The sequence below is a fragment of the Caballeronia sp. M23-90 genome, from assembly GCF_053574605.1.
This window is the reverse complement of the sequence record NZ_JBSIPA010000793.1, coordinates 1-1,500: the sequence shown is the minus strand read 5'-3', so window position 1 is coordinate 1,500 and position 1,500 is coordinate 1. Positions and strand designations below refer to the sequence as shown.

The following is a 1,500-nucleotide window of genomic DNA, read 5'->3' as shown; positions in this document are numbered from 1 at the left end:
TCATCGGCATGTGCGGTCGACGGCACGATCGGCGCTTCGCCGGCGAGCGGCAGACGATCGATCTGGTCGATGGCGGTGTCGAGCTTGATGGCCAGGCCCGTCAAATCCGTCGATGGCGTGGCGTGCAGCTTGTCCATGTCCTGCGCGATGGCCTTGCGGATGGTCACGATCTGCGGGCCGGTCGTGGCGGCGAGACGCGTGTCGGCGCTTTGCAGCGCGAAGAGCGCGAGCTGGACGTTGCCTGTGAGCTGCAGTTGCTGGCTTGCGCTCGACAGGATCTGCTCGACTTCGGCCAGCGTCCAGTCGTCGCGATTGCTCGCCAGATCCTGATACTGCTGTTGCAGTGCCTGGCTTTGCGCCTGTGCGTCCGTGAGCTTGCCCTGGAACTGGATGATCTGCGTGTTGATGGCCGTGACCGAACTCGCCGCCTGGTCGGCTTGCGCGCGCAACGCCGCGGTTTGCGCGTCGCTTGCCTGCAAACGTTGCGCGAGTTGCGCGTCGCGTTGATCGAATTTGCGGTTGAGCATGAAGCCGCCCACGCCCGCCACGATCACGATGATCACGAGCACCAGCCACAGCAGCGCCGTGCCCGCGCCGCCACGCCGCTCTTTCGGCTGCGATTCGTACGGCGTGAACGGCGTATTGGGCGGATTCGAAGGCGGAGCCGACGCCGTGGACCTGGCATCGGGTTTTGCGTCGGACTTGGAAGCGGTCTTGCTTGAATCGATCGAATCAGTCATGCGTGATTGAGCCGGTTGGTGAGCCGGCGCGGACGCCGGCCTGGAATCCGTCGGCGCGGACTCCTGGTTGGTTTTTTGACTGGACTGGCCGGGCGGCGTTGCCGCCGGGACCGTGTATCCATATTCTTGTGCCTCTGCAACCTGCGCGTCCGCTTTCCCGTCCGATAGTGAAGCAGTGCCGAAGAGCGTGCTGAACGCCTGAACAATGCGTTCGTCGCCGGCGCCGGACACCGTAATCCTATCAAAACCCGCCTGCCGCGCGGCTTCGGCAATACGCGGATGCGGCGTGACGAGCGGTACGTGCTTGAGCGTCAGGGTTTCATCGACGGTCAGATATTCGCGGGCCAGCTCTTCGAGGTTGCGCACGCCCTCCGAACTGGTGAGGAGCCACGCGTGCGGTTCGCCCGCCAGCAGTTCGTGGATGCGCTCCCAGTCGCGCATGGACGGCTCCGGCACGATGCGCGTGTAGGCCGCGACCTTCTCCACCTTCGCGCCGGCCTCGGCGAGCGTGTCGGCAAGCCATTCACGGCCGCCATCGCCACGCACGATCAACACACGTTTGTCCCTGAGGCCATCCGCGCCGAAATGCGCCACGATTGCTGCGTGCAGTGCTTCGGAATCGTAGCGGGGATCGGTGGGCGTCTCGGTGATCGTGGCATCGGCGCCGGGACTGATCACCGTATAAGCCGGTGGTGCGATACCCTGGCGCGCCAAAGCTGCCACGCTGCCGGGACCGACCACGCCAATCGCAACATGCGCA

At 65.0% G+C, this 1,500-nt stretch carries 1 protein-coding gene; it reads right to left on the bottom strand.

What is annotated here, in order from left to right; translation table 11 throughout:
* Positions 1–1,500: fused uroporphyrinogen-III synthase HemD/membrane protein HemX (gene hemDX, locus ACRXB1_RS35905; protein WP_449494753.1), on the bottom strand; the 1,500-nt coding region annotated here is incomplete at both ends.